The sequence below is a fragment of the Thioalkalivibrio sp. ALE9 genome, assembly GCF_000377445.1.
Taxonomy (GTDB): domain Bacteria; phylum Pseudomonadota; class Gammaproteobacteria; order Ectothiorhodospirales; family Ectothiorhodospiraceae; genus Thioalkalivibrio.
In genome coordinates, this window is record NZ_KB898126.1 from 86,704 (window position 1) to 110,994 (window position 24,291).

Annotated in this window: 21 protein-coding genes; 8 read left to right on the forward strand and 13 right to left on the reverse strand. The window is 69.6% G+C overall.

Going from position 1 to position 24,291, the window contains the following annotated elements:
- The first annotated feature begins 437 nt into the window (after nt 1-437).
- The 3 genes from D106_RS0108470 (at nt 438) to D106_RS0108480 (ending at nt 4,538) form a co-directional block, all read left to right on the forward strand.
- Nucleotides 438-1,631 (forward strand): efflux RND transporter periplasmic adaptor subunit, encoded by a 1,194-nt coding sequence (locus D106_RS0108470; protein WP_018879783.1) that lies wholly within the window; start codon nt 438-440, stop codon nt 1,629-1,631.
- Between the two features lie 9 nt (nt 1,632-1,640).
- A complete protein-coding gene (gene hrpB / locus D106_RS0108475) occupies nt 1,641-4,154 on the forward strand; it encodes an ATP-dependent helicase HrpB (RefSeq protein WP_018879784.1) in 2,514 nt (837 codons plus the stop codon).
- A 162-nt stretch (nt 4,155-4,316) separates the two neighbouring features.
- Nucleotides 4,317-4,538 carry a hypothetical protein gene (locus D106_RS0108480; protein WP_018867901.1) on the forward strand — a complete coding sequence of 74 codons (222 nt, stop codon included), beginning with the start codon at nt 4,317-4,319 and terminating at the stop codon, nt 4,536-4,538.
- A 22-nt stretch (nt 4,539-4,560) separates the two neighbouring features.
- On the opposite strand, the gene D106_RS0108485 is transcribed toward D106_RS0108480, so the two are convergent.
- The 5 genes from D106_RS0108485 to glgA all read right to left on the reverse strand — a co-directional run bounded on the left by D106_RS0108485 (nt 4,561) and on the right by glgA (nt 12,406).
- Nucleotides 4,561-5,970, reverse strand: a complete 1,410-nt coding sequence (locus D106_RS0108485) for a sigma-54 dependent transcriptional regulator (protein ID WP_018879785.1) — start codon at nt 5,968-5,970, stop codon at nt 4,561-4,563.
- Nucleotides 5,967-7,604 carry a PAS domain-containing sensor histidine kinase gene (locus tag D106_RS0108490; protein WP_018879786.1) on the reverse strand — a complete coding sequence of 546 codons (1,638 nt, stop codon included), beginning with the start codon at nt 7,602-7,604 and terminating at the stop codon, nt 5,967-5,969. Before D106_RS0108490 ends, D106_RS0108485 begins: the two co-directional genes overlap by 4 nt.
- Nucleotides 7,605-7,615: 11 nt before the next feature.
- Nucleotides 7,616-7,888: a PP0621 family protein gene (locus D106_RS0108495; protein WP_018867898.1), complete on the reverse strand. Its 273-nt coding sequence runs from the start codon at nt 7,886-7,888 to the stop codon at nt 7,616-7,618.
- A gap of 108 nt (nt 7,889-7,996) precedes the next feature.
- Complete coding sequence (gene ppc, locus D106_RS0108500) at nt 7,997-10,837, reverse strand: phosphoenolpyruvate carboxylase (RefSeq protein ID WP_018879787.1); 2,841 nt, start codon at nt 10,835-10,837, stop codon at nt 7,997-7,999.
- 81 nt (nt 10,838-10,918) lie between these two features.
- Entirely contained in the window at nt 10,919-12,406 is a 1,488-nt protein-coding gene (gene glgA, locus D106_RS0108505; RefSeq protein WP_018879788.1) for a glycogen synthase GlgA, read from the reverse strand.
- Nucleotides 12,407-12,535: 129 nt separating this feature from the next.
- Between glgA and pgi the strand changes: the two genes are divergently transcribed.
- The gene (pgi, locus tag D106_RS0108510; protein ID WP_018879789.1) at nt 12,536-14,179 is read left to right on the forward strand and encodes a glucose-6-phosphate isomerase; all 1,644 of its coding nucleotides are present in this window, start codon (nt 12,536-12,538) and stop codon (nt 14,177-14,179) included.
- A gap of 22 nt (nt 14,180-14,201) precedes the next feature.
- Here pgi and D106_RS0108515 read toward each other — a convergent pair whose 3' ends face one another.
- Nucleotides 14,202-15,047 carry a bifunctional nuclease domain-containing protein gene (locus D106_RS0108515; protein WP_018881264.1) on the reverse strand — a complete coding sequence of 282 codons (846 nt, stop codon included), beginning with the start codon at nt 15,045-15,047 and terminating at the stop codon, nt 14,202-14,204.
- Between the two features lie 96 nt (nt 15,048-15,143).
- On the opposite strand from D106_RS0108515, the gene D106_RS0108520 reads away from it, so the two are divergent.
- Nucleotides 15,144-15,743 carry a DUF938 domain-containing protein gene (locus D106_RS0108520; protein WP_018879791.1) on the forward strand — a complete coding sequence of 200 codons (600 nt, stop codon included), beginning with the start codon at nt 15,144-15,146 and terminating at the stop codon, nt 15,741-15,743.
- A 190-nt stretch (nt 15,744-15,933) separates the two neighbouring features.
- On the opposite strand, the gene D106_RS0108525 is transcribed toward D106_RS0108520, so the two are convergent.
- On the reverse strand, nt 15,934-16,359 hold the full coding sequence (locus D106_RS0108525; RefSeq protein WP_018879792.1) for a DUF3617 domain-containing protein: 426 nt from the start codon (nt 16,357-16,359) through the stop codon (nt 15,934-15,936).
- Nucleotides 16,360-16,506: 147 nt separating this feature from the next.
- Here D106_RS0108525 and D106_RS0108530 point away from each other — a divergent pair, with 147 nt between their 5' ends.
- The gene (locus D106_RS0108530) at nt 16,507-17,463 is read left to right on the forward strand and encodes a matrixin family metalloprotease (protein ID WP_038045771.1); all 957 of its coding nucleotides are present in this window, start codon (nt 16,507-16,509) and stop codon (nt 17,461-17,463) included.
- A gap of 39 nt (nt 17,464-17,502) precedes the next feature.
- Here D106_RS0108530 and D106_RS0108535 read toward each other — a convergent pair whose 3' ends face one another.
- The 3 genes from D106_RS0108535 to D106_RS0108545 form a co-directional block, all read right to left on the reverse strand.
- On the reverse strand, nt 17,503-18,801 hold the full coding sequence (locus D106_RS0108535; protein WP_018879794.1) for an OmpP1/FadL family transporter: 1,299 nt from the start codon (nt 18,799-18,801) through the stop codon (nt 17,503-17,505).
- A 127-nt stretch (nt 18,802-18,928) separates the two neighbouring features.
- Entirely contained in the window at nt 18,929-19,117 is a 189-nt protein-coding gene (locus tag D106_RS0108540) for a DUF3185 family protein (RefSeq protein WP_018867889.1), read from the reverse strand.
- 3 nt (nt 19,118-19,120) lie between these two features.
- Nucleotides 19,121-19,372, reverse strand: a complete 252-nt coding sequence (locus D106_RS0108545; protein ID WP_018879795.1) for a GlsB/YeaQ/YmgE family stress response membrane protein — start codon at nt 19,370-19,372, stop codon at nt 19,121-19,123.
- 270 nt (nt 19,373-19,642) lie between these two features.
- Between D106_RS0108545 and mltF the strand changes: the two genes are divergently transcribed.
- A complete protein-coding gene (gene mltF / locus D106_RS0108550; protein WP_018879796.1) occupies nt 19,643-21,109 on the forward strand; it encodes a membrane-bound lytic murein transglycosylase MltF in 1,467 nt (488 codons plus the stop codon).
- Here the strand turns inward: mltF and D106_RS0108555 are convergent.
- From D106_RS0108555 to D106_RS0108565, 3 genes are all read right to left on the reverse strand, one after another.
- The gene (locus tag D106_RS0108555; protein WP_018879797.1) at nt 21,096-22,187 is read right to left on the reverse strand and encodes a DUF3524 domain-containing protein; all 1,092 of its coding nucleotides are present in this window, start codon (nt 22,185-22,187) and stop codon (nt 21,096-21,098) included. The genes mltF and D106_RS0108555 overlap by 14 nt on opposite strands.
- Before the next feature lie 88 nt (nt 22,188-22,275).
- On the reverse strand, nt 22,276-22,836 hold the full coding sequence (locus D106_RS0108560; RefSeq protein WP_018879798.1) for a carboxymuconolactone decarboxylase family protein: 561 nt from the start codon (nt 22,834-22,836) through the stop codon (nt 22,276-22,278).
- A complete protein-coding gene (locus tag D106_RS0108565) occupies nt 22,826-23,467 on the reverse strand; it encodes a TetR/AcrR family transcriptional regulator (protein ID WP_018875586.1) in 642 nt (213 codons plus the stop codon). Before D106_RS0108565 ends, D106_RS0108560 begins: the two co-directional genes overlap by 11 nt.
- Before the next feature lie 84 nt (nt 23,468-23,551).
- On the opposite strand from D106_RS0108565, the gene D106_RS0108570 reads away from it, so the two are divergent.
- Entirely contained in the window at nt 23,552-24,265 is a 714-nt protein-coding gene (locus D106_RS0108570; protein WP_018879799.1) for a hypothetical protein, read from the forward strand.
- The last annotated feature ends 26 nt before the right edge of the window (nt 24,266-24,291 follow it).

Genomic DNA, 24,291 nt, shown 5'->3' on the forward strand with positions numbered 1-24,291 from the left:
GGCAAGACCGTCGGGATGGCCGGTGTCTTGACCTTGACCCCCCGTTGTCGTCGCGCCGAGTGGAGAGGGTTTTCGCGGGAGAAAAGGCGCTGGATGTCTGAGCGAAGCGCAGCGTAGCGAGTTCAGCGCCGCCCGCGAAAACCCTCGGAGCGAGGGAAACCCCGGACCGCGCAGCGGGCCGGGGTCGCGGCAGTCGGGCGTGTTTCTTGGGTACTTCTTTGCACGAGCAAAGAAGTACCTCGCGGCGCGCTGGCGAGTCAGCACCGGGCAGTATGTGGACCGAAGGCACCGTAAACACCGGAGGACGAACCAGGACCAGCCTCACAACGGTTGAGATGAACGGTAAGTCAGGTGATAACCGATATGCGTCCAGCGCGATCTGCGCCACACGGGGTGATGGGGAAGCGCCGGATGGCGGGATTTGCGAGACTGACGTTATGGCGATGAAAAAGCGAATTACGGTTGGGCTGATCGTGCTGGCGGGGGTGGCCGCGCTGGTCTGGGCGCTGCGCCCGCAGCCGGTACCGGTGTCGCTGACCACGGTCGAGGCCGGCCCGTTCGAAGAGACCGTGCGCGAGGAAGGGCGCACGCGGCTGCGCGACACCTTTACGGTGTCGGCGCCGATCGCCGGCTTTCTGCATCGCGTCGAGCTGGAAGAGGGGGACGCGGTCGAACTCGGCGACACATTGTTCCGCATGGAGCCCCTGCCGACCCCGGCGCTGGATGTGCGCTCGCGCGAGCAGGCGCGCGAGAACCTGGCGGCCGCGCGGTCGCGCCTGCAAAGCGCCGAGGCGAATCTCGAGAATCTGCGGGCCGAGGCTCGCTTCGCCGAATCCGAGTACCGCCGGCACCAGGAGCTGTTCGAGCGCGGGGCGGTCTCGGCCACCGAGGTGGAGCGTATGGAGACCGCGCGTGACCGCGCGCGCTCGGCGGTGCGCGCCGGCGAGTCCGCGGTAGAGGTCGCGCGCAGCGAGATCGAGGGGGCCCGGATCGTGCTGGAGATCGCCAGCGGCCAGATGCCGGAATCCGAGGCCGAGACCCTGTCCGTGCGCTCGCCAGCCACGGGTGTGGTGCTGGAGCGCCATCGCTGCTGCGAGGGCACGATCGGGGCCGGCGAGCCGGTGCTGGTCGTGGGCGATCTCGATGATCTCGAGGTGCAGGTGGACCTGCTGTCCATGGACGCGGTGCGCGTGGTGCCGGGCATGCGCGTGCGCCTGACCGACTGGGGCCGCGATGCCGAACTGGAGGGCACCGTACGCCGGGTACAACCGTTCGGCTTTACCAAGATCTCTGCGCTGGGCGTGGACGAGCAGCGCGTGCCGGTGATCGTCGACCTCGACGCGGTGGAGGCCCGCATGGCCGGGCTGGCAGTGGGCTACCGCGTGGAGGCCGAGTTCCTGCTGTGGGAAGGGGATGAGGTGCTGCAGGTCCCGACCAGTGCGCTGTTCCGGGACCGCGGCGAGTGGTCGGTGTTCGTGGTCGAGGACGGCCGTGCCGAGCCGCGCCGGGTCGAGGTGGGGCGTCGCTCGGGCTTCGCCACGCAGATCCTCGAGGGCCTGGAGGCGGGCGAGCGTGTCGTCACCCGCCCGGGGGACCGGGTGCGGGCCGGCACGCGGGTTACCGAGAACTGACCGCTGTAGATGGCCACAGAGTTGAATGAGGCGCCGCAGGCCCGGGCGCTGGAAGGTCTGCTAACCCCCCTGGATGCCGCGCTGCAGACGCGCGGTGCCGCCGTGCTGGTGGCCGAACCCGGTGCCGGCAAGACCACCCGCGTCCCGCTGCATCTGGCCGCCGCCAGCCCCGAGGATCGCGTGATCGTGCTGCAGCCGCGCCGGCTGGCCGCCCGCATGGCGGCGACCTACATGGCCGGGCAGCTCGGTGAAGCGGCCGGGCAGACGGTCGGCTACCGCGTGCGCGACGAGCAGAAGGTCTCGGATCGCACCCGGGTGGAGCTGGTCACCGATGGCCTGTTCCTGCGGCGCATCCAGGGCGACCCGCTGCTGGAAGGGGTTGGCACCGTGGTCTTCGACGAATTCCACCTGCGCCGGCCGGAGGCCGAGCTGGCGCTGGCCTTTGCGCTGCAGGTGCGCCGGCTGCTGCGCCCGGAGCTGCGCATCGTGGTGATGTCGGCGACCCTCGACGACGAGGCCGTGGCGCGGCTGCTGGCCGGCCCGGAGGAGGATGCCGTGCCGGTGCTGCGGGCGCGCGGGCGGCAGTTTCCGGTCGAGGTCCGTTATGCCCCGACGGCGAAGGATGCGCCGCTGGCCGACGGCGTGGCGCAGGCGGTGCGGGACGCGCTGGCGGCGGAGACGGGCTCGATCCTGGTCTTCCTGCCCGGGGAACGCGAGATCCGCGAGGTGGCCGCGCGTCTGGGTGAGGGGGTGGACACGGCCTCCGGCCCCGCGCAGATCGCGCCGCTATTCGGGCGGCTGTCGGCGCAGGAGCAGGCCCGGGCCGTGCGCCCGGCGCCCGCGGGCGAGCGCAAGGTGGTGCTGGCGACCGACATCGCCGAGACCAGCCTGACCATCGAGGGCGTGCGCGTGGTGATCGACGCGGGGCTCTCCCGCGAGCCGCGCTTCGATGCGGCGACGGGGCTCTCGCGGCTGGTGACGCTGCCGGCGTCGAAGGCCGCCGCCGAACAGCGGGCCGGGCGTGCCGGTCGCACCGAACCGGGGGTGGCGATCCGCTTGTGGTCGCGGGCCGACGAGGTCGCGCGCGCGGACTACGCGACCCCGGGGATGCAGCAGGTGGACCTGCTGCCGCTGGCCCTGGAACTGGCCGGCTGGGGCGAGGCGGTGGCCGAGCTCGACTGGCTGGAGCCGCCGCCCGCGCAGGGTCTGGCCTCCGCGCAGGCGGTGCTCGCGGAACTGGGTGCGGTGGATGTCGACGGGCGGATGACCGGGCACGGCCGTGCCCTGCTGCGCCTGCCGACGCACCCGCGGCTGGCGCACATGCTGTTGCGGGGCCGCGAGCGGGGGCTGGCGCGCCTGGCCTGCGAACTGGCGGTAGCCGTAGAAGAACCCGGTGTGGCCGGGCCGGAGGCGCCGCTGGAGCTGGGTGCGCGCCTGGAGCGCGCGCGGCGCTCGGGTAGCCGGGCCTGGCCATCCGGCCTGCGGCGTCTGGAGCAGGCGCTGGCACGAGTCGGGGAGCGCCCCGCGGGTACGGAGGCGGCACTGGACGAAAGCACGGCGCTGGGCGTGCTGGCGGCGCTGGCCTGGCCGGAGCGTATCGCGCGTCGCCGCGGCGAGGTGGCCGGGCGCTTCGTGATGGGGAACGGCCGCGGCGCGTGGCTGCCGGAGCGCGAGCGTCTGGCGCATGCCGACTACCTGGTCGCGGTGGATTGCACGGATGCCGACCGCGAGGCCCGCATCCGCTGTGCGGTGATGCTGGACCTGGCGGCACTGGAGCAGGAGGCCCCGGAGCTCTTCCACCGCGAGATGCGCTGCGACTGGGTGGAGGATGGCTCGCGGCTGGAAAACGCGCGGGTTCGGCGGATCGGCACGCTGGTGGTGGAGCGGCAGATGGTCGCGCTGGACGATCCCGCCGCCACCATCCCGCGCTGGTGCGAGCGGCTGCGCCGCGAGGGGCTTGCGCTGCTGCCCCGGGATGACGCGGCGACCCAGCTGCGTGCGCGCATCCAGCTGCTGCACGAAACCATGCCGGAGGCCGGCTTTCCGGACCTGCGCGACGCTGCGCTGCTGATGACCCTCGAGGAGTGGCTGGGGCCGTATCTGGCCGGGATCACGCGGCTCCGGGATCTCAAGCGGCTGGATCTGGCGGCGATCCTGCGCGCGCGACTGGACTGGGACCACCAGCAGCAACTGGAGCGGGAGGCACCGGCGCGGATCGAGGTCCCCTCCGGCTCCGCCCACCGGATTGATTACACGCAGGACCCGCCGGTGCTGGCGGTCAAGCTGCAGGAGCTGTTCGGCCTGGACGAGACACCCCGGGTGGCGGGCGGCCGCGTGGCGCTGGTGCTGCACCTGCTGTCGCCGGCGCGGCGTCCGGTGCAGGTCACCCAGGATCTCGCCAGCTTCTGGGAGAACGGCTATCCGGAGGTGCGCCGCGAGCTGAAGGGGCGCTATCCGAAGCACCCCTGGCCGGAGGATCCGTGGAATGCGCCGGCCACGCGGCATACGAAGCGGCGTGGGTAGCAGGCCCGGGTTTGGCGGGGGCTTCGCCTGCAAGCAGGCTCCCACAAGCGTTCTGCCCGCCAGGGTTGCGGGGCAAAGGCGCGGCCGTCATCAGAGAATGCGGAGGGTGGCGTTCTCGGGTAGTGTCGCGTTCAGTGCCGTCCGACGAGGAAGCGAACCGCGATGCTGAAGTTCCTGACCGTGATCCTGATCCTGCTGTTTGTCTGGTGGCGGGTGTCGCGCTGGATGGATGTGCGCCGCCGCCGCGCGCAGGGGGAGGATGTGTCCTACCAGGTGGACGTCAAGGGGTTTCGGCCGATCACGGTGCTCAGCATCATCTTTCTGATCCTCTACGGCGGCTACGTGATCTGGTTTGCCCTGACCGAGTGGGCGGATCTGCTGTAGCGGCGGACTGGTCGCGCCACCGTTACTCGATACCGAGTTTCTTCAGGCGGTAGCGCAGCTGGCGGAAGCTGAGGCCGAGCAGGCGCGCGGCGGCCGTACGGTTGCCGCCGGTCTGTTGCAGTGCGGTGGCGATGGCCTGGCGCTCCTGCGCGGCGAGCTGGTCGTCCAGTGCGCGGTCGGCCTCGTTGCGGGCGCTGTGGTCGGGGTCAGGCGGGCTGTCCGGGGCGCGGTCCATGACGGGTTCGGTGCCCAGGCCAGTGGCGGGAAGGTCGATGTTGTCGGCGTGGATCAGCCGACCCTCGCACAGGGTGGCGGCGCGCTCCAGGATGTTCTCCAGTTCGCGGACGTTGCCCGGGAAGCCGTGCCCCTGCAGGGCCGCGAGGGCATCGGGGGCCAGTTCCAGGTCGCCGGTCTCCCACTGCTCGCTGATGCGCCGCAGGATACGCGCGGCCAGGCGCTCGATGTCCCCGCGGCGGTTGCGCAGTGGGGGGACCTTCAGCTCGATCACGTTCAGTCGGTAGTAGAGGTCCTGGCGAAAGCGCCCCTCGCGTACGGCCTTCTCGAGGTCGTGATGGGTGGCGCTGAGGATGCGCACGTCCACCGGGATCTCGCGGGTGCCGCCGACCGGCTTGATCGCTCGCTCCTGGATGGCGCGCAGCAGCTTGACCTGCATCGGCAGTGGCAGGTCGGCAACCTCGTCGAGGAACAGCGTGCCGCCGTCGGCGGACTGGAACAGGCCGGTGTGGTCCTGGGTTGCCCCGGTAAAGGCGCCCTTGCGGTGGCCGAAGAACTCGCTCTCCATCAGCTCGCCGGGGATGGCGCCGCAGTTGACCGGGACGAACGGCCGCTCGGCGCGCGGCCCGAGGCGATGGATCTCGCGCGCGACCAGTTCCTTGCCGGAGCCGGATTCGCCGGAGATGAACACCGGCGCCTGGCTGCGGGCCAGCTTGTGGATGGTGGCTCGCAGGCGCTGCATGGGTTCGGAATGGCCCAGCAGGGGACTGTCGTCGGGGCGGGCCGGCGTGGTCGCGTCATCGGGCCCTTCTTCCGGCCCGGGGCCACGGGTCTCCAGGCGCAGCGCGGCATCGATCAGTTCGCGTAGCTGTTTCAGGTCCACCGGCTTGCTGACGAAGTCGAAGGCCCCCAGTTTCAGTGCCTGCACCGCCGTGTCCACGCTGCCGTGGGCGGTGATCACGGCCACCGGCAATTGCGGGCGTTCGCACTGGATGTGGCGGACCAGCTCGAGGCCGTCGCCATCGGGCAGGCGCATGTCGGTCAGGCAGAGGTCGAAGTCGCGTTCGGCGAGCAGGGCGCGGGCGGGTTCCAGGCGGGTGGCCGTGGTCGCTTCCAGGCCCATGCGTGCCAGGGTGATCTCGAGCAGTTCGCAGATGTCGGGCTCGTCGTCCACGACCAGCACGTGACGGATACTCATGCGCCTTGTTCCTTTGGCGATTCGTCTTCCAGGGGAGCGAACAGGATCCGGAAGCAGCCGCCGGTGGGCGTCCGGATGTACTCCAGCGAGGCCCCGTTGTTTTCGCACAGCATGCGCGAGATGTACAGGCCGAGCCCGGTTCCGCCGCTGCGACCGGAGACGAACGGTTCGAACAGGTCCTTTTCCTGTTCCGTGGAGATCCCGGGGCCGGCATCGATGACATCCAGGCTGACCACGCGGGCGACCTGGCCGGCGCCCCCGCGCAACACGATGGGCGGACTGTCGGGTTCGTCGTGACCGCCGTGGATGCGTGCGTTGGTGCACAGGTTCCACAGGATCTGGTTGAGCTGCGAGCGATCGAACTGGATTTCGGAGTCGCCCGGTTCCACCCGGGCATGCAGGGTGGAGCGGGGCAGTTGCAGGGCCCCGCAGAACTCCTCGGCAAAGCGGTCCAGGGTCTCCTGCAGGTTCAGGCGTTCGCGCTCGCCGGTGTCCCGGCGTGACAGGCTGAGGACATTGGAGATCAGTTCGTTCACGCGCTTGCTCTGGTTGTTGATGATGTCGAGCAGGCGCTGGTCGTGAGGCGCGAGGTCCGGTGACTCGCCAAGCAGCTGAGCGCTGTGGCTGATCGCACCGAGCGGGTTGCGGATCTCGTGGGCGATGCTGGCGGTCAGCCGGCCCAGGGCCTGAAGCTTGCTGGCCTGGGCCTGGCGCTGGAGCTCGGCGGCATCCTCCAGGATCAGTAGCGTGCCCTGGTCGCCGCGGTCGCCCAGCGGGGCCAGGCGGATGCGCAGGGCCGGTTGATCGCGATCGCCCGGCAACTGCTGGCTGGTACTGGGCCTGCCGCTGCGCTGCCACTCGCGGATGACGCGGGCCACCGAGGGCGACAGCGACGACAGGTGGCGCCCCGGCCGTGGCGGCAGCAGGCGGCGGGCGGCCTCGTTGATGGAGCGGATGTAGCCCTCCGGGTCCACCGCGATGACCCCGGCGCTCATGCGCGCGATGATCTGGGCATTCAGCTCGGCCAGATTCGCCAGGTCGGCCTCCTGGCGTTCCACCTGGGCGCGCGTCTCGCCGGCCCGGCGGGCGAAGTGGCGCGCCAGCAGGCCGGCCGCGAACAGGGTGGCGCCCAGCAGCCCGGCCTGGGTGATGGCGCTCTCGCCAGGATGGAGGAGCAGGGCGCTGACCGTCTCGGCCAGCAGCAGCGCCAGGGTGGCGATGGCCGCCAGACTCAGCGCGAAGCGCGCGCTGGATAGCAGTACCGTGGCGACCAGGGCGGGGACCAGCAGGAGGCCGATCCCGGTGCCGACCCCACCGGAGACGAGCAGCAGCCCGATCAGGCCGATGCCGTCCCCGGCGCCCCCGATCAGGGCGATGCGGCTGAGGCTGGTGGTGTTCGGGTTGTGGGTGCAACGCCAGGCGAAGCCGGCCGCGGCCAGCGCGAAGGCGAGGTAGGCCGTGGCGATCACCGCGTAGAACTGGGGGGCGACCGCATGCAGTCCCAGCGGGGTATCCGGGAACAGTCCCAGCAGCAGCAGAACCGCTGCGACAAAGACCCGGTAGAGCGCGAACAGCCAGGCGGAACGCCGGGTGTCGGCGTCGATCGGCGTGTGCGCCCCGTTCTGGCCGTCCATGCGCGCGGGGATCAGTCGTCTTCGCTGTGGGTGTCGGCGTCCGAGCGGCTGCGGTCGACCTCGGCGTGCTGGCGCGAGCAGTACAGGCGGTCCCCGTCGCGGTAGGCCTCGGCCTCCGGCACGTGCACGCCGCAGAAGGCGCAGCGGATCACCGCGCCACCTTCCTTGAGGCGTTCGGGGCGTTCCCCGCGGGAGACCTGCTTGCGGTTGCTGCTGGAGCGCACCAGGGTGCGCACCGCGAGGAACACGGCGACGATGGCAACGATCAGGAGCAGCAGGCGCATGACCGGATTCTAGGGGAAACGCTGGTCAATGTGCACATTGATCAGCGTTTCCCTGACGCGATGATGGTCGCGGACCATCGGACCGGCCAGCTCGCGCTCCCGTAAGGGTCAGCCGGTGTTGCGCATGCCGGCGGCGATGGCGTTGATCGAGCGCAGCAGGGGCGACAGCCAGGGATTGTCGGCGTCGTCTCCGGCCTCGGCGTCGAACTCGCGGGATTCGCGCAGCAGGTGGATCTGGATGCTGTTGAGCGGGTCCAGATACGGATTGCGCCGTTGCAGCGAGCGCGCCAGCAGGGGGGTCTCGTCCATCAGGGCGTCCAGCTGGGCGACCCGCAACACCTCGGTCACGGTGCGGCTGTGCTCGTCGCGGACCCGGGCATAGATGCGTTCGGCCAGTTCCGGGTCGCTGCACAGGCGGGCGTACTCGGCCGCGGTGCGCATGTCGGCCTTGGTCAGCGCCATCTGGCAGTTGGACAGCAGCGAGCGGAAGAACGGCCACTCCTGGTACATGCGCTGGAGCTGGGCCAGGCGCTCGGGATCGTCGCCACGCCAGCGCTCCAGCGCGGTGCCGATGCCGTACCAGGCGGGCAGGGTGTGGCGCGCCTGGGCCCAGCCGAAGACCCAGGGGATCGCCCGGATCGAGCTCTTGGAACGATCGGTCTTGCGCCGGTGCGACGGGCGCGAGCCGATGTTCAGGAAGCCGATCTCCTGCACCGGGGTGATCTCGTAGAAGTAGTCGAGCACGCCGTCGGTGCGGTCGATCAGCTCGCGATAGGCATCCTCGCCGCATTGCGCGAGATCCTGCATGGTGGCGCGGTAGTCGTCGCGGTCCTGGCGCGGTGGCCGGATCAGGCTGCGCGAGGCGAGCATGACACCGGTGGCGCCCATACCCAGCTCATAGACCGCGGTCTCCACGTTGGAGTACTTGTACGACAGCACCTCGCCCTGTTCGGTGAACTTGATGCGCCCCTGCACGGTGGCCGGGGGCTGGGCGAGGATGGACTCATGGGTCGGGCCGCCGCCACGGCCGACGGTGCCGCCGCGGCCATGGAACAGTTGGCAGCGCACGCCAAAGCGGTCGGTGATGCCGACGATCTTCTTCTGCGCCTCGTAGAGGTTCCAGCTGGAGGCGAGGATGCCGCCGTCCTTGCAGGAATCCGAATAGCCGAGCATCACGTCCTGGATGTTGCCGGAGGCGGCCAGCAGGCGGGCGTAGACCGGGTTGGACAGCAGGCCCTCGAGGACGTCCTCGACATGCAGGAGGTCCTCGATGGTCTCGAACAGCGGCGAGATGCGCAGGTGGCAGAAGGGGTTGCCGTCTTCGTCGTCTCCGGCCAGGCCGGCCAGGCGCCCCAGCAGAAGGACCTCCAGCACATGCGAGGCCGCGTGGGTCATGGAGATCACGTAGGTCCCGATGCCATCCGGGCCGACCTCGCGGCGCATGCCCTGGATGACCTCGAACACGCGCAGGGTTTCGCGGGTGCCTTCGCCCAGGGCGTCGCGGTCCAGTTCCGGCAGCTGTTCGGCGGCGATCAGGTCGCTCAGGGCCTGCTGGCGGCCGGTCTCGTCCAGGGCGGCGTAATCGGTGTCCGGGGCCAGCTGGCCGAGGATCTCGGCGATCGCGTCGGTATGCACGGTGGATTCCTGGCGCACGTCCAGGTGGTGCAGGTGGAAGCCGAAGGTCTCGACCAGGCGGATCAGATCGGTCAGCGCGCCGCTGGCGATATTGCGGTCGCCGTGGCTGATCAGCGAGTCGCGGATCAGCTTCAGGTCGCTCAGGAAGGCCTGGGCGTCGGCATAGGCGCTGTTGGTCGGAAGCACCGCGGCCTCGCCATGTACCCGCCGGACCACGGTGTCCAGGGTTTCGCGCAGGCGATACCGCATGATGTAGAGCTTGCGCCGGTAGGGCTCGCTCTCGAAGCGGTCGGAGGCCCCCTGGAACACCGCGTTCGCGATGTTGGCGTCGGAGTCCAGGCTGTCGAGGAAGGCCTGCGACGGCTGGCACATGAACGACGAGTGGGTCAGCACGTTGCGCAGGTGGTTGACCCGCTTGATGTATTCGCGCAGGACCTGCTCCATCGCCAGGCGACAGGACAGTTCGGTGACCTCGGGGGTCACGTTCGGGTTGCCGTCGCGGTCACCGCCGATCCAGGAACCGAAGTGCAGGAAGGCCGGGATCCGCACCGGCAGGCTGCCGTCCGGGTGGACGCCGTAGATGCGGCGGATGGCCTTTTCCAGGAAGCGGTAGGACTGCGGGATGGCCTCGAACAGGCTCTCCTCGAAGTAGAACAGACCGTACTTGATCTCGTCCTGGACCTGCGGCTTCTTCACCCGCACCTCGTTGGTGCGCCAGAGGATCTGGATCTGGGTTTCCAGTTCCTCGGTGATCAGGCGGCGTTCCTCCTCGCCCAGACCGGGCTGGTTCAGCCGGTCGGCGGTCTCGAACACGCGGCGCTGGTTCTCCATCGTGGTCCGGCGACGGGCCTCGGTGGGGTGGGCGGTGAAGACCGGCTGGTAGTGCAGTTCGCTGAGCAGCCGTTCCAGCTCCTCGGCGGTGACCCCCTCGTCATGCAGCTGGCGCAGGGTCTGGTCGAAGGAGCCGGTCCACAGCGGTTCGCCGCTGGAGACCTGGGCCCGGCGCCAGCGGTAGAACAGGTCTTCCTCGGCAATGTTGACCAGGCTGAAGTAGATGCTGAAGGCGCGGATCACGCGCTCGGTGAGCGCGGCGTCGAAGTGGGTGATGTCCGCCATCAGCTGGCGGCGCAGGTCCGGGTCCTCGTTCTTGCGCAGGCTGACAAAGCCGCGGCGCAGCTTTTCGACCGCGTCGAATACCGCCTGGCCTTCCAGCTTGTGGATCACGTTGCCCAGGAGTTCCCCGAACAGCCGCACGCGGGCGCGCAGTTCCTTGTCCTTGGGCAGGAATCGGTCGTGTTGATCGCTTCGAGTCATATCGGGCCTGTGCGCGCAGGACGACGATCGCCGCTGCCTGGGCTTGCCGGTTGGGGTCGGGAGGTCGCGAAAAGGACGCGATTATAGCGCAGATGCGGCCTTCGCACGCCGGCTGCGGCGCGGGAGCTGTTCGCGGTACAGGGCGAGATAGGCGTCGGCGCTCGCGTTCCAGCCGAAGTCGCGGGCCATGCCGGTGCGCATCAGTTGTTCCCAGCGGCCGTCGCCGCGGGCGGCGTACAGCCCCAGGGCGCGCTCCAGCGCGCCGCCGAGGGCGGCCACGCTGTCCGGCGAGAAGCTGAATCCCGTGGCCGTGCCGGCGTCCAGATGATCGGGTGTGGCGTCGACCACGGTGTCCGCCAGGCCCCCGGTGGCGTGGACCACCGGCGGGGTGCCGTAGCGCAGGCTGTAGAGCTGGTTGAGACCGCAGGGTTCGAAGCGCGAGGGCATCAGGAACAGGTCGGCGCCGGCCTCGATCTGGTGGGCCAGGGGCTCGTCATAGCCGATGTGCACCCCGACCCGGCCGGGATAGGCGCGCGCCAGGGCGCCGGTGGCGTGTTCCAGGTCCTTCTGGCCGGAGCCGACCAGGGCCAGCTGGATGCGCCCGGTCTCCAGCAGCGGGGTGCAGGCGGCATGCAGCAGGTCTACCCCTTTCTGCTCGACCATGCGGCCCACGTGGCCCAGCAGCGGGATGTCCGGGTCCGGTTCCAGGCCCAGGCGGGTCTGTAGCGCGGCCTTGTTGGCGGCCTTGCCGGCGAGGTCGTCGGCGCTGTAGCGCGCGGCGATATGGCGGTCGCGCGCCGGGTCCCAGTCGCGGTAGTCGACCCCGTTGAGGATGCCGTGCAGGTCCGCGGCGCGGGCGCGCAGCACGCCGTCCAGGCCCATGCCGGAGGCTGGCTCCTGGATCTCGCGGGCATAGGTCGGCGAGACCGTGGTGATGGCGTCGGCAAAGACCAGGGCCGCCTTCATGAACGACAGCTGGTCGTGAAACTCCAGCGCCTCCGGGTGCCACAGGTCCGCGGGCAGATTCAGCTCCTGGAGGGTGCTGGCCGGGAACAGGCCCTGGTAGGCCAGGTTGTGAATGGTGAATACGGTCCGCGGGCGCTCGATGCCGGTGCGCTCCGGGTCCAGCAGCAGCGGCACCAGGCCGGTCTGCCAGTCGTTCAGGTGGATGAGCTCCGGGGTCCAGTCCAGCCCGGCCTCGTCGCGCGCGAGGGCGACGATGGCGCGGGCGAAACCGGCGAAGCGCTGGGCGTTGTCCGGCCAGTCTATGCCGTTGCTGGCGCTGTACGGATTGCCGGCGCGCTGGAAGTACTCCGGCCAGTCGATCAGGTAGACCGGCACGCGAGTGCCGGGCAGGCGGCCCTCGAGGAGCTGCCACGGGGCGTTGTCCGGACCCGGGCGCGGGGTGGCATCCACCAGATTGCGGCAGGCCTCGGGATAACCGGGCAGGACCAGGCGCACATCCTGGCGTCGGCGGCGCAGGGCGGCGGGCAGGCTGGCACTTACATCGGCGAGCCCGCCGGTCTTGACCAGGCTGTAGGCCTCGCTGCTGGCGAACAGGATGCGCATGAAGAGTTCCCCGGGAACGGAACCGGCGGCGCCGGATGGTTTCTATGGATTGTAACGCAGGGGACCGGGCGGCACTCTGGGGAACAGGACAAGCGGGGGCATGGAATGACGACAGGACGGAATACGGGGATGGAGAGTGCCCTGCGGGTCGAGGCCCGCCGGCTGGAGGGCGAGACCTTGCGCGATCTGTTCGCGCGCGATCCCGACCGGGTGCAGCGGGATGTGCAGGAAATCGCCGGCATGCGCCTGGACTGGACGCGTCAGCGCCTGGACGCCCCGGCCTGGGATGCGCTCTTCGAGCGGGCCGCGGCCTGCGAGGTGCCGGAGGCGCTGCGCGCGCTGTTCGCCGGCGAACGGGTCAACACCACCGAGGGCAGGGCGGCGCTGCACACCGCCCTGCGTCTGCCGCGCGAGGCGCGCTGCGAGGTGGATGGCCACGATGTCGTGCCCCAGGTGCATGCCCAGCTGGACCGGGTCGAGGCCTTCGTGCAACAGGTCCACGACGGTACCCACCGGGGCTACAGTGGACGTCCGATCCAGCGGGTGGTGAACATTGGCATCGGCGGTTCCGACCTCGGGCCGCGCATGGTCTGCCGGGCGCTGGCGCCGCACGCGCGGGCGACGGCCGAAGGCGCGCCGCTGGCGGTCCAGTTCGTCTCCAACGTGGACGGCGCGGCCCTCTCCGCCGTGCTGCGCGAGGCCGATCCGGAGACCACGCTGTTCATCGTCGCCTCCAAGACCTTCGGCACCCAGGAGACCCTGACCAACGCCCGCGCGGCCCGCGCCTGGCTGCTGCGCCATGCACCGGACGACTCGGCCGTGGCGCGCCACTTCGTGGCGGTGTCCACCGCGCGCGAGCGGGTGACCGAATTCGGCATCGACCCGGACAACATGTTCGGCTTCTGGGACTGGGTCGGCGGGCGCTACTCCGTGTGGTCCACCATCGGGCTGCCGGTGGCACTGCTGCTGGGCATGGACGGCTTTCGTGCCTTCCTCGGCGGCGCGCACGCCGTGGACGAGCACGTCCGGCGCGCGCCGATCGCGCAGAACGCCGCGGTACGCATGGCGCTGGTGGATCTGTGGAACCAGAATCTGCTGGGCGCGCAGTCGCGCGCAGTGCTGCCCTACGACGAACGCCTGTCGCTGCTGCCCCCGTACCTGCAGCAGGCGGAGATGGAGAGCCTGGGCAAGCGCGTGGGGCTGGACGGCCAGGTGGTGATGGACGATACCGGTGCGGTGGTCTGGGGCGCGGTGGGGACCGACGGCCAGCATGCCTTCTTCCAGCTGCTGCATCAGGGCACGCGCTTCATCCCGGCCGAGTTCATTGGCGTGGCGCGCCCCGAGCACGACCTGCCGGCGCAGCATCCGTTGCTGATGGCCAACCTGGTCGCGCAGGCGGAGGCGCTGGCGACGGGCAAGGACGAGGGCGCGGTGCGCGCGGAGATGGCGGCGGCGGGACAGTCGCCGGAGGCGATCGACGCCCTGGCGCCGCACCGGAGCTTCCCCGGCAACCGGCCGAGCACGCTGATCCTGCTGGAACGCCTGGACCCGGCCACGCTGGGCGCGCTGATCGCGCTGTTCGAGCACAAGATCTACGTGCTGGCCACGCTGTGGGGTATCAACGCCTTCGACCAGTGGGGGGTGGAGCTGGGCAAGCAGTTGGCCGGCCAGATCCTCGCGGATCTGGAGCCGGGGGCGACACCCGCCGCACACGATCCCGCGACCACCGCCACGCTCGACTGGTTGCGCCCGCGGTTACCGCAGGGGGACTGACCCACGTCCGTTCCGACTTGGCTCAGACGGTCAGGGCGTCGTCGGACTCCTCGATAGCGGGGACGTCCGTGGGCAGGGTGATCGTCCGGGTGTCGCCGTCCAGCCAGAAGCGGATCTCGGCCTCCGCGCCATCGGCGGTGGCCGACACCGCCTCGAGGAAGTCCATCGGGGTGGCGGGCACGCGGCCGTTCACCTCCAGGATCAGGGCCCCGTGGCTCAGTCCCGCGGTGGCGGCCCGCCCGGTCGCGCGGCTGACCAGAACGCCGGGTTCGTCGGGCAGTTGCAGGGCCTCGCGCAGGTCGTCGCGGGCCTCGACTACGGTGATGCCCAGGGCGGTGACGACCTCGTCCTCGCCCGGCGGCGTGTAGTCGAAGGGCACCTCCGCCTCGAGGATCTCCGGGGCGACGTGGATCGCCGCCCCGCTGCGAACGGCCAGGGCGAGCGCGTCGCTGGGACGGGTGTCGATCATCCGCGGCTCGTCGTCGCCGGCCACACGCACCTCCAGCCAGCCGAGATAGGTGCCGTTTTCCAGGCCGTCCACGATCACCCGCTCCAGGCGGGCGTTCAGTTGCTCCAGCAGGTCGATCATCAGATCGTGGGTCTGCGGGCGCGACAGCGGGACCTCGTGCATCGCGAGCAGGATCGCGCGGGCCTGATCGGTGCCGATCACGATGGGGACCACCTCGCCGGAGGCCGGGTGGCGCAGCAACGCGATGGGGGCGCCGGAGTTGGCGTCCACCCCGACGGTGGCCAGCTCGACCGGCAACAGGCGATCCGGATCGGTGGCCATCTCCCGCGCCAGGGCATCGCCGGCCAGGGCCAGCAGCAGGACGAGTACGACGGGCAGGGACAACCGGGAGCGAGGCATCAGCAGGGCGCCTGGGAACGGGTGTCTCCCGATCATGGCAGTGCGCTCGCGAGGCGTCCAGAATACCCGGCCTGCTTTTCCGGATGGATGGATACGATGGCCAGTGACAAGCCCTATGCCCCGGCGGCGGAACAGAACCGCGCGCCGATCCTGGAGGTGCTGCGCGAGCGCTTTCTCGCCCACGGTCGGGTGCTGGAGATTGGCGCCGGAACGGGGCAGCACGCGGTGCACTTCGCCGCGGCGCTTCCCCACCTGGACTGGCATCCCAGTGATGTGGCCGAGAATCTGCCCGGTGTAGAGGCCTGGCGGCGCGATGCCGCCGTGCCCAACCTGCGGCCGGCACGGCCACTGGACGTGCTGCGGGACCCCTGGCCGGAGAGGCCGTTCGAATACGTCTACAGCGCCAACACCGTGCACATCATGCACTGGCCGGCGGTCGAGGCGCTGTTCGCCGGCGTGGCTCGGGTGCTGGCGCCGGACGGGCTGTTCGCCCTGTATGGCCCGTTCGCCCACGACGGCGCCCACACTGCCGAATCCAACGCGCGCTTCGACCAGATGCTGCGGGCGCAGGACCCGGGCATGGGCGTGCGCGACCGCGCCGACCTGGACGCGCTCGCCACCGCCGCCGGTCTCGCACCCGAGGCGGTCATCAACCTCCCGGCCAACAACCAGATCCTCCTCTGGCGTCGTGCCTGAAAAGCCGGGGTATGGTCATTACGGCGTCACGAAAGCCTTGGACAACATTAAGGGATATTCACAGGAAGACGGGAAGTTTGGAAGAAATGCCCTGGTGGGTCGTGGCCTGCCCCAGCCCACCAATCAGTCTTTCTTCCAGCCTTCTCATCTTCCTGTTAGCGCCTTTTAGGGCGCGTGACGAAAGCGGAGGTCAGCAGTCGCCGATGCGTTGGCCGCGCATTTCCATGCGCACGTTCATCGGGCCCATCGGGGTGTCCATCTCGCTGGTCATTTCGCCCTCGGCGCGATCGCCCATGAAGCGCATGCTGCCCTCCATCTGCATCTGGCCGCCCTGCGGGTCGGTGCAGCTCATGGTGTAGTCCATGCGGTCGGCGGTCATGTCCATCTGATCCAGGGTGCAGCCCTCCGGCGCCTCGATAATGCTTTCGCCGCGATCGATGTCTTCCTGGGTGACGCACTCGGTCGTGGTCTCGGTCTGGTCCGGCATGTTGCCCATGCCTTCCATGATCATGGTGTTCTGGTTTTCCCACAGGCCCGGCTGGATGTTCGGGGTGTCGGCCTGGGCGGCCAGCGGCAGGGCCACGAGGGGCAGGGCGGCGAAAAGGATGCGCAGCATGACAGTCTCCTGAAACGGGGTAAGGCGATCGTTCAATGGTGCCTGCCCCGCCATGACGGGGCAAACGCTGGTTTCCGCGACCGCGCACTGGCACCTTAAGGAAACATTGATCAGTGGTTCTACAAGGATTCACTCGGAGGAAACGCGATGGCATTGCCGTTGTGGCTGGTCGGGGGTGTCGGCGCGCTCGCGCTGGGGGGTGTGCTGTGGCAGGAGGGGCAGTTGCCGGGCTCGTCCGGTGGGCACGCGCACCTGGCCGCGCCGCGCTGCGAGGTGCCGGTCGCCCTGCACCTGGCGGGCGTGGATCCGCGCTTCCGCCTGGAGCGCGACGCGGTGCAGACGGCCCTGGATGCGGCCGTCCGGATGTGGGACGGGGAGACGCCGGACGTGCTCTTCCGCCAGCGTGAAGGCGAGGGTATGCCGGTGCGGCTGGTGTTCGACGAGCGCCAGGCAGGAGCCGAGAGCCGGGACCGTGCCCGCGCGGAACTGGACCGCCTCCAGCGGGGGATCGCCGAGCGCGAGGAGCGCCTGGATCATCGCCACTCGGCGCTGGCGGCGGATGCCGCGGGCTATCAGCGTCATCTCGAGGATTTTCAGGCGCGCCAGCGCGAATACGAGCAGGCGGTGGCCGCCTGGAATGCCGGTCGCATGGCGCACAGCGCGGGGAATCGCGAACGTCTGGAGCGGCAGCGCCGGGCGCTGGACCGCGCGGGTGACGACCTCGATCAGCGCCGGCGCACGCTGGAACAGCGCCGTGACGAGCTCAACCGCGACATCCGGGCACTGGAGCGCGAGATCGATGGGTTCAACGAGCGGGTCGCGGAGCTCAACCGCGAGATCGGTACGACCGGGGCCTTCGACATGGCGGTGTACGAGCAGCACGGGGCGCGGCGCTCGATCACCGTGTTCAAGGCGAGCGACGCGGACGAGCTGCGCCTGACGCTGGCGCACGAGCTGGGCCATGCCCTGGGGATCGATCACGTGGACGACCCGGCGGCCGTAATGCACGCGATGCTGGGGGAGGCCAACGCCGGGCGGCGCGACCTGAGCGAGGCCGACCGTCGCGCGCTGGCGGCGGCCTGCGACGTGGAGCTTGCGCGGTGATCGCCGGGGTCGGGCGAATGCCCGGCCCCGGTATCGGTGCTAGAAGTGGTAACGCATGGCGGCGGCCAGTACGTGCACGTGACCCGAGGTGGTGCCCTGCATGTTCACAAAGGTATCCGCCTGTCCATCCCCGCTGGAATCGAAGCCCCGGGTGACGTCCAGGTCCTCGCTGCCGATGTGGATGTAGCTGTAACCGAAGTCGAAGGTGAAGCGGTCACTGCTGGTTAAGGTGGCGCCCACGGAGAACCAGGTGCGGTCACCATCCGGGGTGCGTGTGCTGCGGCCGTCGGTCTGGGTCGGGGTCTGGTCATACTGGATGCCGCCGCGCAGGGTCCAGCGCGGGTTCATTTCGTACTCGGCTCCGACCGCCAGGGCGTAGCTGTTGCGGTAGTTCTGTTCCAGCACCTGTTCGTTGCCCTGCGGCAGCTGGATGCGGATCTCGTCGAAGTTCGACCAGTTGAACCAGGTGTACTGAGCCAGGCCGGTCCAGCGGTCATTGAAGCGGTGGCGGATGCCGATGGATGCGATATCAGGCAGCTTCAGGTCGGCCTGCCCGGGCAGCACGGAGACAGGCCCGCCCGCGGGCTCGGTGATGGTCGCCGTGCCGCTCAGGGTGTGGGTGATGCCGTCGCGGTAATGGATGCCGAGGCGGGTGTCATCGCCCAGATCGAACAGCATCCCGATGTTGAAGCCGATATCCCAGTTGTCGCCCTCGAGCTTGAATTCGCCATCGCTGGCGGGCGTGGGCGGGAAGCCGCCGGGGATGGCGCTGCGCAGGGTCGCGTCGGCGTACTGCAGGTCGAGGCCGCCGCCGATGGAGATGCGGTCGGTCAGGTCGAAGGCGATGCTGGGCTGCAGGTTCAGCACCTGCAGGTCGGATTCCAGCGAGTCGTAGCGGGCGAAGAAGTCATCGTTGTATTCGTTCTTCAGGCCGAAGGGCGCGCTGAGGCCAAAGCCCAGCCAGACGCGTTCGGAGTACTGCTCTGCCCAGTACAGGTTGGGGATCGGGGTCGGGTCGTAGGGGTTGTTGCCGTCGCGGCCCTCGTACGGGGCTCCATTGATGGTGGAGCTGCTGCGCCTGACCTTGGCCTCGGGGGCCAGCAGATACACGCCTGCCTGCACCTCGTTGCGTTCCAGGCGGGTCATGCCGGCCGGGTTGAAGTAGATGGTGCTGGCATCGGAGGCGATGGCGGCCTCGCCGGCATAGGCGCGGCCGAGACCGGAGACCCCTTGCTCCTGCAGGTAAAAGCCCGCGGCCAGCAGGGTCGTGGGTGTGGCGAACAGGACGGTGCTGACGGCGGCGGCAAGCGCCAGACGGCGCGAAGGCTTCAAGGTCATGCGGTCTCCCCCTGGTTGTTTTGTTCTGGAGGGAGGCCGCGGTCGGTCTGGCGCACGCGGCGCGGACTCCCCGCAGCGGACACTACCGATTCCGGGGAGACGATGCCAACCGCATCACGTTTTTCGGTCAGGTCACCAGGATCAGGCCCATCAGTGCGGCGACGCCGCCGCCCACCAGCAGCGCGAGGGTGCGCCGGGTAAAGCGGCCGAGGATCAGGCGCGCGGCGCGCTCGCGCATGCCGAAGGCATCCTGCAGGCCCACAATAGCGGCGATCAGGCCCCCGACCAGCAGGATGATTCCAAGGATCTGGGTCATCGGTCAGGCCTTGTGAATCAGCCGGAGCAGGCCCAGCAGAAGTACGGCGCCGACGGTGGCGGCGGCGAGGCTGCCGATCAGCCCGCCGGCCTGGACCCCGAGCTGGGTGAACAGCCAGCCGCCGAGGAAGGCCCCGATCACGCCGACCACGATGTTGAGCAGGATGCCCTGCCCGGAGCCGTGCACCAGCAGTCCGGCGAGCCAGCCGGCGATGCCGCCGATGAGCAGGAGGAGGAGAAGGGATTCGATGGCCATGATGTCGCGCTCCTTGCGGGTAACGGAGTGTTGGAGTGTGCCGAGGTCGCTGCGTTCCCCGAAAAGCACGGTGGCGAAGGGTTCGACTGTACAGGGCACGCGGCTGGGCCGCCCATCAGCGGTGGCCTCCGCAAGGGATGGCAACCCCTTCGTCGTGGGTATTTTTGAGAACCATTCCGCAAAACCCTAGTCTCTGTATCGGACATTCATGGATCCGTCATGGACGGGGTCAGCCAATCCGCGCGGCCTGTCGACGGGAAGGAAACCGGAATGCATGAACCGAATGATCGCGCCGCCGCGGGCTGGCGCCCGTCATCCCGCGGACAGGGCCGCGCGCTGCTGCCCGCCGCGCTGCTGGTGCTGCTCGCGGGTTGTGGCGCCGAGGACGGGCAATCCGACTCGATGGTCTCGAATGCCAGCGCCGGCGAGCGGCTGGCGCCGGTGGAGGAGACCGGCACGCTGCGCGTAGTGACCCGCAATGCCCCCACCACCTGGTACTTTGACCAGCATCTGGAAGCGGCGGGCACGGAGCATGATCTGGTCGAGGGCTTTGCCCAGGCGCATGGCTGGCAGGTGGAGTGGGTCATGGCCGAATCGGTTTCCGGTGTGCTCGAGGCGCTGGCCTCCGGCGAGGCGCATATGGCCGCGGCGGGGCTGACCCATCTCACCTCGCGCGACGAGCGCTTCCGGCGCGGCCCTGAGTACATGGAGATCACCGAGCAGGTGGTCTGCCATCGCGACTTCGATGCCATGCCCGAATCGGCGGACGACCTGGGCTCGGTCGACCTGGTGGTCTCGGCCGGCAGCAGCTACGTGGAGACCCTTGAGCAGGCGCTTCCGGATTCGGCCGGGTTCGAGGTCCGCGAGATCGGTACCGAGCGGCTGATGGCGCAGGTCGCCCGGCAGGAGATTGACTGCACCGTGGCCGATTCGCATATCGTGCGCTACAACCGTCGCTCCTTCCCGCATCTCGACATCGCCTTCGACCTGTCCGACCCGCGCACCCTGGGCTGGTACGTACAGCCGGACCAGGTGGCGCTGGCTGAACTGGCGGGCGACTGGATGCAGGGTGATGGCGGCCGGGAACTGCGCGAACTCGTGGACGAGCGTTACTACGCCTACATCGATCAGTTCGATTTTGTCGACCTGCGGGCGCTCAACCGCCGCATCGAGGACCGCCTGCCGCAGTTCCAGTCGTATTTCGAGGAAGCGGCCGAACGCACCGATCTGCCGGCCGATCTGCTGGCGGCCCTGGCCTACCAGGAGTCGCACTGGGATCCGGAGGCGCGCAGCCCCACCGGTGTGCGCGGCATGATGATGCTGACGCAGCGCACGGCCGAGTCCCTGGGAGTGGATCGCCTGGACCCGGTGCAGAGCATCGACGGCGGGGCGCGCTACCTGCAGCGCCAGCACGAACTGCTGCCCGACGATATTGACGAGCCGGATCGGACCTACCTGGCGCTGGCGGCCTACAACATCGGTCGCGGGCACCTGCTGGATGCGCGCCGGCTGGCGCGCGAGCTGGGGCGTGATCCGGATCGCTGGGCCGACATGCGCGAGACCCTGCCGCTGCTGACCGAAGAGCGCTACTACCAGAACCTGCGCTTCGGCTACGCCCGCGGCTACCAGCCGGTGTATTACGTGCAGCGCATTCGCAACTACCGCGACGTGATCCGCCCGGTCTTCGTGGCCGAGGACGAGGTCCCGTCCGACCGGATCGTGGTCAGGCGCGACTGATCCCGGGCCGGCGGACGTCGCCCGCGACCAGTGCATCCAGCGCCTGCTGCCAGCGCGGTTCCAGCCGAGCCGGCAGCCAGGCGCGCACGTCCGGTGCCGGCGGCGTTCCCTGTTGCAGCCAATGTCGCAGGCGCTCGGTCAGGGCCGCGCCATCGCCGGCGGGATAGCGGCAAGTGTCTGGATATTGCTCGCGGTAGGCCAGGGCATCCGGGACCAGTGGCGTCGCCCCGGCGGCCGTGGCCTCCAGTACCGCGAGTCCCTGGAACTCGTGCAGGGCGGTGCTGACGACGATGCCCGCGCGGCCCAGCAGGTCTTCGTATTCCCGGCGCGGCAGCTTGTCATCCGCCACGATGCGGTCCCCGAGGGCGGCGCGCAGTCGCTGCAGGGCCTCGGGGGGTTGCGCGGGCCGCGCCCCCAGCAGGGCGAGCCGGAAGTCCACGCCCGCCTCCCGCAGCCTTAGCAGCGCCTCGACGAACACCTCCGGCGCCTTGTCGTACTCCCAGCGGTGATTCCACAGGATCAGGCGCGGATCGCGCGGGTTGTCCGCCGCGGTGGGTGGCGCGACCGGGACGGGCAGGACCTCGCTGCGTGCCTGCAGCCGGGTGCGCAGGCCTTCAGGGACATGATCCGGCATCCGCGAGAGCAGGGCGTCCATGCCATCCAGGAACGAGGCGCGGTTGAAGGCGGAGTTGAAGGCCACGCGGTCCGCCGCCAGTGCCGCGTAGATCTGCACCATCTGGGGGTCCACGGAATCCACCTGGTCGCGGCCGACCGGGTAGGCGAACTGGTTTTCGTGCACGTAGTACAGCGTGGGTGGCCGGGCGAGTGACGGATGCAGGCCGCGCAAGGTGGCCAGGTCTACCATCGAGGTGGCGATGACCGCATCGGCCTCCACGCCCGCGAGCCGGTCCAGCCAGGAGACCGGGTTGCCGCGGATGCGCCAGCGGAAGTGCCGCCCGGGCAGTTCCAGCACCTCCCAGTCGAATTGACCGAAGGTCGTGGTCAGCCAGTCGACCCAGGCGGCGTGACTGTCGGCCCGGTAGGCGGATAGCAGGAGGATGCGCGAGCGTGGCGGCATGCAGGCGGGCTGGTGGTCGGGAGCGAGGCCCTACCTTGCCGCTGCGCGGTGCATGCCGCAATCGCATCATCGGCTACGGCATGCGCGGTCAACGCGCGGTTGCGCTCCAGCGTTCGCTGGCCATGGGCGCGTCGACCGGGGTGCCGGCGATGTGGTTGGTGTAGTTGGACAGGGTCTTCAGGCCGATCGCCAGGATGACCTCCAGCATCTGCGCGGGAGTGTGCCCGGCGTCCAGAAAGGCCTGCTGGGTGGGCTCGTCAACCCAGCCGCGCTGTTCGAGCATGGCGCGGGTGAACTGGCGCAGGGCCTCCAGCTGAGGGTCGTCGATCACGCGGTCCTCGCGCAGCGCGGCGATGACGTCGTCGGGTACGCCGGTCATGCGACCGGTCATGCTGTGCGCGGCCATGCAGTAGTCGCATTCGTGGTAGCGGCTGACGGTCAGCAGCAGGACGCCCTGTTCGGTGGGGCTCAGCGACGTCTTCTGCAGCAGGTCGTGGAGCGCCAGGTAGGCCTCGGCCAGGGCCGGCGCGCTGGCCATCTTGCGGATCAGGTTGGGGACCATGCCGAAGGTCTGTTCGGCCCGGTCAAATACGGCTTGCGCCTCCGGGGCGCTGGCGGCGTCGTGCAGGGGGAAGCGTTCATCGTTCATGGGGTACCTCCGGGGGCGAGTGGGTCAGGAGTGTGACCAGCGCCGGGCCCAGGCGCAGGACCGTCGCCGGGTCCTGGTCGGCCTTGGCCATCACCAGGATTCCTTCCATCAGGGCCAGCCACTGCTCGGCCAGCGCCTCGGTGTTGGTATCGCCGGGTAGTTCGCCGTCCTGAACGGCCTCGTCCAATACGGAACGGAAATGGGCGGTGACGGCGTCCAGGTGCCCCCGTATCGCCCGGCGCAGGGTCGGGTTGTGGGTCCCCATCTCCACGGCCAGGTTGCCGAAGGGGCAGCCGGGCAGCTGGCCGGATTCCGCCTGCATGCGGGTCTCGAAGGCGTGGATCGCATGGACGAACGCCTCGATCCGGGCGTGCAGGCCGTTGGCGCCGGCGAGCCCCGGGATCAGCACTTCGCGCTCGAAGTCCGCGTAGAGGGCGTCCAGCATCGCCAGGGTAAGCGCCTCCTTGCCGGGGAAGAAGTGGTACAGGCTGCCCTTGCGAACGCCCGCTCGGGCGCAGATCTCGGCAATCCCAACGCTGGTGTAGCTGCGTCCGACGATCAGCTCGCGGGCGGCCTTGAGCAGGTCCTCGCGGCTGTCGTGTCGGGTGTGATGGGGGGTGGTTGTCTCCATGTCTTTGCACGCTAGTTGACCGGTCGGTAAAGTGCAAGGAGCAATCGCCCAGGAGGGCCCAAGCCGATGTCCCGAATTCCCGACATGCATGCAGCCACTGACGCTGCCGGCGTATCCATTCCCGCGGAGTACGCGGACACCTGGGAGGATGGCTTTGGTGTGCGTGGCTGGAAGCTGGATCTGCCGGGGCGGGGCGCGGACGTCATCGCGGCGACCCCGTATACCGGCGAGCGTATCCCGACCTCGGTGTTCGTGCACGACATCGTCGACCATCACCTGTGCGGTTTCGCCCTGTCCGGTTATACCGACGAGGCGGGGGCGCTGATTCAGCTGGCGGAACGTACTGGCTCCGATCCGGTGCCGGACTTCGTGCAGATCATCGACGAGGACCTGCTGACGGGCGCCTTCGAAAGTGATGACTGGCGCGAACTGCTGCCCGCGTCGCTGATGGCGGTGGTGGAGGCGGCGCCGGATCCGCGCTCCGGAATGGCGCGCCTGCGCGAGCAATGGGGCGACGGGGTGTTGCGCGCGCTGTGGATCGCCGGGTTCGTGGAGACGGGCTGGGGGCTCGCGGCGGGCGCGCGCGAGGCCTGGGGGCGTCACGGGCTGGACTACGCCCGCCGCGCCGCGACCGCGCGCGCACTGCAGCGGCTGTTCGAACGGGTGGATGCCACGGTGCTGGATCAGGGCTGGGTCCGCGCGCGGGGCGTGTTCCGGGTCGCCCCTGCGGGGGTGGGGTTTCGCTTCGAGGAGCCGGCCGCGGGCCGCGACGAGTATCTGCCCATAACGGATGACTGAGGGGGTGTGCGCACCCCATCGGAGTG

Bases quoted from the DNA above. Each gene is read 5' to 3' on its own strand.
- D106_RS0108540 (WP_018867889.1), bottom strand. From the start codon at position 19,117: ATGACCCAGATCCTTGGAATCATCCTGCTGGTCGGGGGCCTGATCGCC.
- D106_RS0108515 (WP_018881264.1), bottom strand. From the start codon at position 15,047: ATGCCTCGCTCCCGGTTGTCCCTGCCCGTCGTACTCGTCCTGCTGCTG.
- D106_RS0108490 (WP_018879786.1), bottom strand. From the start codon at position 7,604: ATGGACGGCCAGAACGGGGCGCACACGCCGATCGACGCCGACACCCGG.
- D106_RS0108470 (WP_018879783.1), top strand. From the start codon at position 438: ATGGCGATGAAAAAGCGAATTACGGTTGGGCTGATCGTGCTGGCGGGG.
- D106_RS0108495 (WP_018867898.1), bottom strand. From the start codon at position 7,888: ATGCGCCTGCTGCTCCTGATCGTTGCCATCGTCGCCGTGTTCCTCGCG.
- ppc (WP_018879787.1), bottom strand. From the start codon at position 10,837: ATGACTCGAAGCGATCAACACGACCGATTCCTGCCCAAGGACAAGGAA.
- D106_RS0108570 (WP_018879799.1), top strand. From the start codon at position 23,552: ATGCATGCAGCCACTGACGCTGCCGGCGTATCCATTCCCGCGGAGTAC.
- D106_RS0108545 (WP_018879795.1), bottom strand. From the start codon at position 19,372: ATGGCCATCGAATCCCTTCTCCTCCTCCTGCTCATCGGCGGCATCGCC.
- D106_RS0108565 (WP_018875586.1), bottom strand. From the start codon at position 23,467: ATGGAGACAACCACCCCCCATCACACCCGACACGACAGCCGCGAGGAC.
- D106_RS0108480 (WP_018867901.1), top strand. From the start codon at position 4,317: ATGCTGAAGTTCCTGACCGTGATCCTGATCCTGCTGTTTGTCTGGTGG.
- mltF (WP_018879796.1), top strand. From the start codon at position 19,643: ATGCATGAACCGAATGATCGCGCCGCCGCGGGCTGGCGCCCGTCATCC.
- D106_RS0108535 (WP_018879794.1), bottom strand. From the start codon at position 18,801: ATGACCTTGAAGCCTTCGCGCCGTCTGGCGCTTGCCGCCGCCGTCAGC.
- D106_RS0108560 (WP_018879798.1), bottom strand. From the start codon at position 22,836: ATGAACGATGAACGCTTCCCCCTGCACGACGCCGCCAGCGCCCCGGAG.
- pgi (WP_018879789.1), top strand. From the start codon at position 12,536: ATGGAGAGTGCCCTGCGGGTCGAGGCCCGCCGGCTGGAGGGCGAGACC.
- D106_RS0108555 (WP_018879797.1), bottom strand. From the start codon at position 22,187: ATGCCGCCACGCTCGCGCATCCTCCTGCTATCCGCCTACCGGGCCGAC.
- D106_RS0108485 (WP_018879785.1), bottom strand. From the start codon at position 5,970: ATGAGTATCCGTCACGTGCTGGTCGTGGACGACGAGCCCGACATCTGC.
- D106_RS0108525 (WP_018879792.1), bottom strand. From the start codon at position 16,359: ATGCTGCGCATCCTTTTCGCCGCCCTGCCCCTCGTGGCCCTGCCGCTG.
- D106_RS0108530 (WP_038045771.1), top strand. From the start codon at position 16,507: ATGGCATTGCCGTTGTGGCTGGTCGGGGGTGTCGGCGCGCTCGCGCTG.
- hrpB (WP_018879784.1), top strand. From the start codon at position 1,641: ATGGCCACAGAGTTGAATGAGGCGCCGCAGGCCCGGGCGCTGGAAGGT.
- D106_RS0108520 (WP_018879791.1), top strand. From the start codon at position 15,144: ATGGCCAGTGACAAGCCCTATGCCCCGGCGGCGGAACAGAACCGCGCG.
- glgA (WP_018879788.1), bottom strand. From the start codon at position 12,406: ATGCGCATCCTGTTCGCCAGCAGCGAGGCCTACAGCCTGGTCAAGACC.